The sequence below is a fragment of the Roseicyclus amphidinii genome, from assembly GCF_030163755.1.
In the GTDB taxonomy this organism is placed as follows: domain Bacteria; phylum Pseudomonadota; class Alphaproteobacteria; order Rhodobacterales; family Rhodobacteraceae; genus Roseicyclus; species Roseicyclus amphidinii.
On sequence record NZ_JASJOE010000089.1, the window covers coordinates 1 to 9223 of the forward strand.

Here is a 9223-nt window from a genome sequence, read left to right on the forward strand (position 1 = left end):
GACATGGGCCAGCCCGCGCTCGCCCGCGTCACCGATGCGCTTGCCCATGAGCTGCAGGCCGCGGCCGGGCCCGCGGGCCTTGCGCTCGCCGACCTGCCGGCCCCCCACAGAACGGAGGCCGCCGCATGAGACGCGCGCTCTGGTCCGCCCTTCACCTTGTCGGCGCCACGCTGTTCCTCGTCCTGATCGCCCTGCGCGCAGCCAGCGCAGGCGCACCGCCCGCCACCGCCGATCTCGCCATCGGTGCCTTCGCCGACACCTGCACCGTCCGCGGCCTCACCGCCGAGGCGGCCGACGGGCGGATGCGCGACTTCGTCGCCGCCGAAGGCGGGGTGGGCCTGCCCTTCCGGCTCGAGTTCTACGACATCACCCTGCAGCCGACGACCCTGCAGGTGACACCCGGCACCGACCGCCGCTGCGAGGTGGCCTTTCCCGGCGACCACACCGCCCCCGCGACCGAGGCGCTGCTGGCGCTGATGGCACGCCCGCCGGTCTTCGGCACGCCGATCCCGCTGCCGATCACCCATTCCCCCGCGCCCGGCACCGCCTTCATCGAGGGCCGCCAGCTCAACCCGCGCGTGGCCGCCGTGGTGCATGTCGGCATCCGCGACACCGACGCGGGCCCCGAGACCTTCCTCAACGTCGAGCGGCTGAAGCCGGAGGTGGCGCAATGACCGCCCCCCGCATCCCCGCCGATGCCTTGCCGCGTGCCGACCGTGTCAGCGCGCATTCCGCCCCCCCTTCGCCGATCTCCGCGGGCCGCAAGCCCGATGTGACCGGCGGGCTCCTCTTCCAATAACGACAAAGGGACAGACATGGCCGTTCTCGTCGACGAAAACACCAAGGTGATCTGCCAGGGCTTCACCGGCTCGCAGGGCACCTTCCACTCCGAACAGGCCATCGCCTACGGAACGAAAATGGTCGGCGGCGTCACGCCCGGCAAGGGCGGCATGACCCACCTCGACCTGCCGGTCTTCGACAGCGTCCACGAGGCGAAGCACGCCACCGACGCCAACGCCAGCGTGATCTACGTGCCGCCGCCCTTCGCCGCCGACTCGATCCTCGAGGCGATCGACGCCGAGATGGAGCTGATCGTCTGCATCACCGAGGGCATTCCGGTCCTCGACATGATGAAGGTCAAGCGCGCCCTCGAAGGGTCGAAATCGCGCCTGATCGGGCCGAACTGCCCCGGCGTGATGACGCCCGACGCCTGCAAGATCGGCATCATGCCCGGTTCCATCTTCCGCCGCGGCTCGGTCGGCGTCGTGTCCCGCTCGGGCACGCTGACCTATGAAGCGGTCAAGCAGACCTCCGACGTGGGCTTGGGCCAGTCCTCGGCCGTCGGCATCGGCGGCGACCCGATCAAGGGGACCGAGCATATCGACGTGCTCGAGATGTTCCTCGCCGACCCCGAGACGCAGTCGATCATCATGATCGGCGAAATCGGCGGCTCGGCGGAAGAAGAAGCCGCCCAGTTCCTCGCCGACGAGAAGAAGCGCGGCCGCTGGAAGCCGACCGCCGGTTTCATCGCGGGCCGCACCGCCCCTCCGGGCCGCCGCATGGGCCACGCGGGCGCCATCGTCGCCGGTGGCAAGGGCGACGCCGAAAGCAAGATCGAGGCGATGAAATCCGCAGGCATCGTGGTGGCCGACAGCCCCGCGGGCCTCGGCGAGGCCGTGCTGAAGGCCATCGGCTGACACGAAACCTGCCGGGTGCCCCGACCGCGGGGCGCCCGGTTCCACCGCACCCCTCGAAGCCGCGTGACAAGGGCCCGGCACGGACCCTTTTCCCGAGGCTTCAGCGCCCGAAGCCATTTCGACCGTCCGGGAGGACCACAGGATGACCGACCAGAGCCCCAACGACCAGTTCCACGCCTCCAGCTTCATGCAGGGCCACAACGCGGCCTATCTCGAACAGCTCTACGCGCAATACGCGAACGATCCGAATGCCGTGGACGAGGCATGGCGCGATTTCTTCGCCGCCCTCGGCGACCCCGCGCAGGATGCGCAGGCCGAAGCACAAGGGCCGAGCTGGGCGCGCCGCGACTGGCCGCCGACGCCCAGCGACGACCTGACCGCCGCGCTGACCGGCGAATGGGCGATGCCCGCCGCCGAGGAGGCCAAGGCCGCCGGCAAGAAGATCAAGGAAAAGGCCGCCGAGAAGGGCGTCGAGATCACCGACGCGCAGGTCCAGCGCGCCGTGCTGGACAGCATCCGCGCGCTGATGATCATCCGCGCCTACCGGATCCGCGGCCACCTCGTCGCCGACCTCGACCCGCTGGGGATGCGCGACCAGACCCCGCACCCCGAGCTTGATCCGCGCTCCTACGGCTTCACCGAGGCCGATATGGACCGGCCGATCTTCATCGACAACGTGCTCGGCCTCCAGATGGCCTCGATGCGCCAGATCGTCGAGATCGTGAAGCGCACCTACTGCGGCACCTTCGCGCTGCAATACATGCACATCTCCGACCCCGAACAGGCCAGCTGGCTGAAAGAGCGGATCGAGGGTTACGGCAAGGAAATCCAGTTCACCCGCGAGGGGCGCAAGGCGATCCTGAACAAGCTGGTCGAGGCCGAGGGCTTCGAAAAGTTCCTCCATGTGAAATACATGGGCACCAAGCGTTTCGGCCTCGACGGCGGCGAGGCGCTGATCCCCGCGATGGAGCAGATCATCAAGCGCGGCGGCGCGCTGGGTCTGAAGGAGATCGTGATCGGCATGCCGCACCGCGGCCGCCTGTCGGTGCTGGCCAACGTGATGGGCAAGCCCTATCGCGCGATCTTCAACGAATTCCAGGGCGGCAGCTTCAAGCCCGAGGATGTCGACGGCTCGGGCGACGTGAAATACCACCTCGGGGCAAGCTCCGACCGCGAGTTCGACGGCAATTCCGTCCACCTCTCGCTCACCGCCAACCCCTCGCACCTCGAGGCAGTGAACCCCGTCGTTCTCGGCAAGGTCCGCGCCAAGCAGGACCAGCTGGGCGACACCGAGCGGCGGCAGGTCATGGCCGTCCTGCTGCACGGCGACGCGGCCTTTGCAGGCCAGGGTGTCGTGGCCGAAGGCTTCGGCCTGTCGGGCCTGCGCGGCCACCGCACCGGCGGCACGATGCATATCGTGGTGAACAACCAGATCGGTTTCACCACCGCGCCGCATTTCAGCCGCTCCAGCCCCTACCCCACCGACATCGCCCTGATGGTCGAAGCGCCGATCTTCCACGTCAACGGCGACGACCCCGAGGCCGTGGTCCACGCCGCCAGGGTCGCCACCGAGTTCCGCCAGAAATTCGGCCGCGACGTGGTGCTCGACATCTTCTGCTACCGCCGCTTCGGTCACAACGAGGGCGACGAGCCCATGTTCACCAACCCGGCGATGTACAACCGCATCAAGCGCCACAAGACCACGCTCCAGCTGTATACCGAGCGTCTGGTCAAGGACGGGCTGATCCCCGAGGGCGAGATCGAGGATGCAAAGGCCGCCTTCCAGGCCAAGCTCAACGACGAGTTCGAGGCCGGAAAAGAATACAAGCCCAACAAGGCCGACTGGCTGGACGGGCGCTGGTCGCACCTCAACCGCGAGGGCGAGGAATACCAGCGCGGCGAAACCGCCATCAAACCCGAGACCATGGCCGAGATCGGCCGCGCCCTGACCACCGCGCCCGAGGGCTTCACCCTGCACAAGACCGTGGGCCGCCTGCTCGAGACCAAGAAGCAGATGTTCGAGACCGGCGAGGGCTTCGACTGGGCCACCGCCGAGGCGCTCGCCTTCGGCTCCCTCCTGACCGAGGGCTATCCGGTCCGCCTTGCCGGGCAGGACAGCACGCGCGGCACCTTCTCCCAGCGCCATTCCGGCCTGATCGACCAGGAGACCGAAGACCGCTACTACCCCCTCAACCACATCCGCGAGGGGCAGTCGCGCTACGAGGTCATCGACTCGATGCTCTCCGAATACGCGGTTCTCGGGTTCGAATACGGCTACTCCCTCGCCGAGCCCAACTCGCTGGTGATGTGGGAAGCGCAGTTCGGCGATTTCGCCAACGGCGCGCAGATCATGTTCGACCAGTTCATCTCGTCCGGCGAACGCAAGTGGCTGCGGATGTCGGGCCTCGTGATGCTCCTGCCCCACGGCTACGAAGGCCAGGGCCCCGAGCATTCCTCGGCCCGTCTCGAACGCTTCCTGCAGATGTGCGCCGAGGACAACTGGATCGTCGCCAACTGCACCACGCCCGCCAACTACTTCCACATCCTGCGCCGCCAGATCCACCGAAGCTTCCGCAAGCCGCTGGTCCTGATGACGCCGAAATCGCTCCTGCGTCACAAGCTGGCGATTTCCGACGCCGCGGATTTCACCACCGGCTCCAGCTTCCACCGCGTGCTCTGGGATGACGCCGAAAAGGGGCATTCCGACACCAAGCTGGCCGCCGATGACAAGATCCGCCGCGTCGTGATCTCGTCGGGCAAGATCTATTACGACCTGCTCGAGGAACGCGACGCCCGCGGCATCGACGATGTCTACCTCCTCCGGCTCGAGCAGTTCTATCCCTTCCCGGCGCTCGCGCTGATGAAGGAGCTCGAGCGCTTCAAGGGCGCCGAGATCGTCTGGTGCCAGGAAGAGCCCAAGAACCAGGGCGGCTGGAGCTATGTCGAGCCGAACCTCGAATGGGTGCTGACCCGGATCGGCGCCAAGCACACCCGCCCCCGCTACGCGGGCCGCGCGGCCTCGGCCTCGCCCGCGACGGGCCTCGCCAGCCAGCACAAGGCACAACAGAACGCGCTCGTGAACGATGCGCTGACCATCGAAGGGTAACGAACATGTCCATAGAAGTCCGCGTCCCCACCCTGGGCGAAAGCGTCACCGAGGCGACCGTGGCCACCTGGTTCAAGAAGCCGGGCGATGCCGTGGCCGTCGATGAAATGCTCTGCGAGCTGGAAACCGACAAGGTCACGGTCGAGGTTCCCTCGCCCGCCGCTGGCACGCTCGGCGACATCGTCGCCGGCGAAGGCGAGACCGTGGGCGTCGACGCCCTGCTCGCCACCCTGACCGAAGGCGCGGGCGCGGCTGCCGCCCCCGCCGCCGCAAAGCCCGCCGAAGCGCCCAAGGGCGGTGACGCGGTCGACGTCATGGTCCCCACGCTGGGCGAAAGCGTGACCGAGGCCACCGTCGCCACCTGGTTCAAGCAACCCGGCGATGCGGTCCAGCAGGACGAGATGCTCTGCGAGCTCGAGACCGACAAGGTCTCGGTCGAGGTGCCCGCGCCCGCCTCGGGCACGCTCTCCGAGATCGTCGCCAAGGAAGGCGACACCGTTCAGGCGAACGGCAAGCTCGCCGTCATCTCGGGCGGATCCGCCGGTGCCGCCCCCGCTCCGGCAGCGGCCCCCGAAGCAGCCCCCGCCGCTGCCGCGGGCGGCAAGGACGTGGCCAACGCCCCCTCCGCCGAAAAGCTGATGGCCGAAAAGGGCCTCAGCGCCGATCAGGTCAAAGGCACCGGCCGTGACGGCCGCATCATGAAGGAAGACGTGATGAAAGCCGCCTCCGCCCCCGCGCCCGCGCCCGTGGCCTCTGCCCCCGCGCCCGCCGCGCAAGCGCCCCGCGCGCCCAGCCCGGCCGAGGATGCCGCGCGCGAGGAACGGGTCAAGATGACCCGCCTGCGCCAGACCATCGCCCGCCGCCTCAAGGACGCGCAGAACACCGCCGCGATCCTGACGACCTACAACGAGGTCGACATGGGCGCGATCATGGACATCCGCAACGAGTACAAGGACGCCTTCGAGAAGAAGCACGGCGTGCGCATGGGCTTCATGTCCTTCTTCACCAAGGCCTGCGTCCACGCCCTGCAGGAAGTCCCCGAGGTCAACGCCGAGATCGACGGAACCGAGATCGTCTACAAGAACTACGTCCACATGGGCGTGGCGGCCGGCACCCCGCAGGGCCTCGTCGTGCCGGTGATCCGCGACGTTCACCTGAAAAGCTTCGCCGAGATCGAGAAGGAGATCGGCGAAAAGGGCCGTCGCGCCCGTGACGGCAAGCTGTCCATGGCCGAGATGCAGGGTGGCACCTTCACCCTGTCCAACGGCGGCGTCTACGGTTCGCTGATGTCCTCGCCGATCCTGAACCCGCCGCAGTCGGGCATCCTCGGCATGCACAAGATCCAGGACCGCGTGATGGTCTACAACGGCGAGATGGTCATCCGCCCGATGATGTATCTGGCGCTGAGCTACGACCACCGCATCGTCGACGGCAAGGGCGCGGTGACCTTCCTCGTCCGCGTGAAAGAGGCGCTGGAAGATCCGCGGCGGTTGCTGATGGACCTGTGATCAAGGGGGCCGGGCTGAAGCCCGGCCTACCGCCTCACGGCCGCCGTAGGCCGGGCTTCAGCCCGGCACGCCCCGCAACAAGCACGCAGGCCGGGCTTCGGCCCGGCATCACCGGACCGAACCCATGACCCCCGAGGGCTCCGATCGTGTCGCTCTATGACTGGGACGAGGACAAGGCGGCAGCCAACCTCGAGCAGCATGGGGTCGCTTTCGAGACCGTCCACGGTTTCGACTGGGCAACCGCCATCCAGTCCGAAGACCGGCGGCGCGACCATGGCGAAACCCGCATGATCGCCCTTGGAAAGATCGGCAATCGGGACCACGTCTTGATCTATACCCTGCGCGCGGGAACAATCCGCGTGATATCCCTGCGCAACGCGAACGCGAGAGAAGCAAGATGACCGCCACCCAGGACCAGCCCGACGAGATCGACGACGCCCCCGAACTCGACGCAAGCTTCTTCGCCAACGCAAAGCCTGCCTTGGACGATCCGGAACTGGCCAGGGTTCTCGCGCGCCACAGCCTCGACTATCGCAACGCGTTGCAAGACATCCTTGCCGCGCACGAGGCAGGCGCGCCGGTCGATGATCTCATCCTCCGCGCCAAGGCATTGCTGGCAGCAGAATGACCCCCGAACTCACCGTCCTCACCCTCGCCGCCCTCCTGCAGATGGCCCAGATGGTCCTCTACTCCATCGCCGGCAACGCGCAGGCGGGGTCCAAGGCCGCCATGGGCCCCCGCGACGAAAAGGTCGAGCTGACCGGCACCGCGGGCCGTCTGCAGCGCGCGATGAACAATCATTTCGAGGGGCTGATCCTCTTCGGGATCGCCGTGATGGTCGTCACCCTCTCGGGCAGCGCCAGCGCGCTGACCGCCGCTTGCGCCTGGGCCTACCTGGTCGCGCGCATCCTCTACGTTCCCGCCTATGCCCTCGGCCTCGCGCCGGGCCGCAGCCTCGTCTGGGCACTGGGCTGGTTTGCCACGCTCGTCATGCTTCTCGCCGCCCTTTTCGGCGGCGGCGGCGCGTGACATCCCGTATGTACAGCGTGTGTACAGGGTGTGTACGCCCTGTGTACGCCCGAATTTCGACAGGAGGACCCCATGTCCAGCTATGACGTCATCATCATCGGTTCCGGCCCCGGCGGCTATGTCTGCGCCATTCGCTGCGCGCAGCTCGGCCTCAAGACCGCCGTCGTGGAAGGCCGCGAGACGCTCGGCGGCACCTGCCTCAACATCGGCTGCATTCCGTCCAAGGCGCTGCTGCATGCCTCCCACCAACTCCATGAAGCGGAACACAATTTCGCCAAGATGGGCCTGAAGGGCAAAGCCCCCTCGGTCGACTGGACGCAGATGCAATCCTACAAGGACGATGTCATCGGCCAGAACACCAAGGGCATCGAATTCCTGTTCAAGAAGAACAAGATCGACTGGCTCAAGGGCTGGGGCTCGATCCCCGAAGCCGGCAAGGTCAAGGTCGGCGACGAGATTTACGAGGCGAAAAATGTAATCATCGCAACGGGTTCCACGCCCTCCGCCCTGCCGGGCATCGAGATCGACGAGAAGATCGTCGTCACCTCCGAGGGCGCGTTGAGCCTGTCGAAGATCCCGAAGAAGATGGTCGTGATCGGCGCGGGCGTCATCGGCCTCGAGCTGGGCAGCGTCTACGCCCGCCTCGGCACCGAGGTGCAGGTCATCGAGTATCTCGACCAGGTCACCCCCGGCATGGACGGCGAAGTTTGCAAGACATTTCAAAGGCTTCTGGCCAAGCAGGGCCTCGGCTTCACGCTCGGCGCGGCGGTGCAGTCGGTCGAGACGACCAAGAGCAAGGCCAAGGTCACCTACAAGCTGCGCAAGGATGACAGCGAACACACCGTGGACGCCGATGTCGTGCTCGTGGCGACGGGGCGCAAGCCCTACACCGACGGCCTCGGCCTGTCGGAGTTGGGCGTCGAGATGACCGAGCGCGGGCAGGTCAAGACCGACAGCCATTATGCCACCAATATCAAGGGCATATACGCCATCGGCGACGCGATCACCGGCCCGATGCTGGCCCACAAGGCCGAGGATGAAGGCATGGCGGTGGCCGAGGTCATCGCGGGCAAGCATGGCCATGTGAACTACGGCGTGATCCCCGGCGTGATCTACACCCACCCCGAGGTCGCAAGCGTCGGTGAAACCGAGGAAACCCTGAAAAATCAGGGCCGTGCCTACAAGGCCGGCAAGTTCTCCTTCATGGGCAACGGGCGCGCCAAGGCCAATTTCGCCGCCGACGGCTTCGTCAAGATCCTCGCCGACAAGGAGACCGACCGCATCCTCGGCGCGCATATCATCGGCCCGATGGCGGGCGACCTGATCCACGAGATCTGCGTCGCCATGGAATTCGGCGCCTCTGCGCAGGATCTTGCGCTGACCTGCCACGCGCACCCCACATATTCCGAAGCGGTGCGCGAAGCGGCACTCGCCTGCGGCGACGGGCCGATCCATAGCTGAGCGGCTGACGCTCATCGAAGGCTGGCACGCCAGCTACACCCCCGCGCTCAAGGTGGCGCGGGGGCAGGCGCTCGACACGCACCACACCGACCCCGACAACCCCGGCTGGCGCTGGACGACCGATGCCGAAGGGCTCGGCGGCTGGCTGCCGGAGGGGCTGGTGGTGAACGGCCGCGCGACAGAAGACTTCGACAGCACCGAACTGACCGTGTCCGGGGGCCAGCGCGTCACGCGCCTCGAGCAGCGCAACGGCTGGTCGTATTGCGAAACCGAAGACGGCACCCGCGGCTGGCTTCCCGACCACCAGCTCGCGCTCGATGGTGGCGGCGTCGAAACTGTCGCGGTGCCACATCTCGAGGAAATTCACCGCCGTCGAGGGCAGGAAGTTGAAGCCGCACACCCAGTCACGGGCGCGCCACCAG

Annotated in this window: 9 protein-coding genes; all 9 read left to right on the forward strand. The window is 67.1% G+C overall.

All coding sequences use genetic code 11. From position 1 onward, the window contains the following. Positions 1-125 precede the first annotated feature (125 nt). Positions 126-674, forward strand: coding sequence for a hypothetical protein (locus tag QQK83_RS17770; protein ID WP_284266559.1), 549 nt, complete (start codon positions 126-128; stop codon positions 672-674). A 141-nt stretch (positions 675-815) separates the two neighbouring features. Further along, positions 816-1697, forward strand: coding sequence for a succinate--CoA ligase subunit alpha (gene sucD, locus QQK83_RS17775; protein WP_284266561.1), 882 nt, complete (start codon positions 816-818; stop codon positions 1695-1697). A 142-nt stretch (positions 1698-1839) separates the two neighbouring features. After that, the gene (locus QQK83_RS17780) at positions 1840-4803 is read left to right on the forward strand and encodes a 2-oxoglutarate dehydrogenase E1 component (RefSeq protein ID WP_284266563.1); all 2964 of its coding nucleotides are present in this window, start codon (positions 1840-1842) and stop codon (positions 4801-4803) included. A 5-nt stretch (positions 4804-4808) separates the two neighbouring features. Next, a complete protein-coding gene (odhB, locus tag QQK83_RS17785) occupies positions 4809-6311 on the forward strand; it encodes a 2-oxoglutarate dehydrogenase complex dihydrolipoyllysine-residue succinyltransferase (RefSeq protein ID WP_284266564.1) in 1503 nt (500 codons plus the stop codon). Between the two features lie 146 nt (positions 6312-6457). Next, positions 6458-6712 carry a BrnT family toxin gene (locus QQK83_RS17790; RefSeq protein WP_284266566.1) on the forward strand — a complete coding sequence of 85 codons (255 nt, stop codon included), beginning with the start codon at positions 6458-6460 and terminating at the stop codon, positions 6710-6712. Continuing rightward, positions 6709-6939, forward strand: coding sequence for a hypothetical protein (locus tag QQK83_RS17795; RefSeq protein ID WP_284266568.1), 231 nt, complete (start codon positions 6709-6711; stop codon positions 6937-6939). Before QQK83_RS17790 ends, QQK83_RS17795 begins: the two co-directional genes overlap by 4 nt. Beyond that, positions 6936-7340 carry an MAPEG family protein gene (locus QQK83_RS17800; protein ID WP_284266570.1) on the forward strand — a complete coding sequence of 135 codons (405 nt, stop codon included), beginning with the start codon at positions 6936-6938 and terminating at the stop codon, positions 7338-7340. Before QQK83_RS17795 ends, QQK83_RS17800 begins: the two co-directional genes overlap by 4 nt. 72 nt (positions 7341-7412) lie before the next feature. Then, complete coding sequence (lpdA, locus tag QQK83_RS17805; protein WP_284266571.1) at positions 7413-8801, forward strand: dihydrolipoyl dehydrogenase; 1389 nt, start codon at positions 7413-7415, stop codon at positions 8799-8801. A 52-nt stretch (positions 8802-8853) separates the two neighbouring features. Further along, positions 8854-9223: SH3 domain-containing protein (locus tag QQK83_RS17810; RefSeq protein ID WP_284266573.1), on the forward strand; the 370-nt coding region annotated here is incomplete at its 3' end.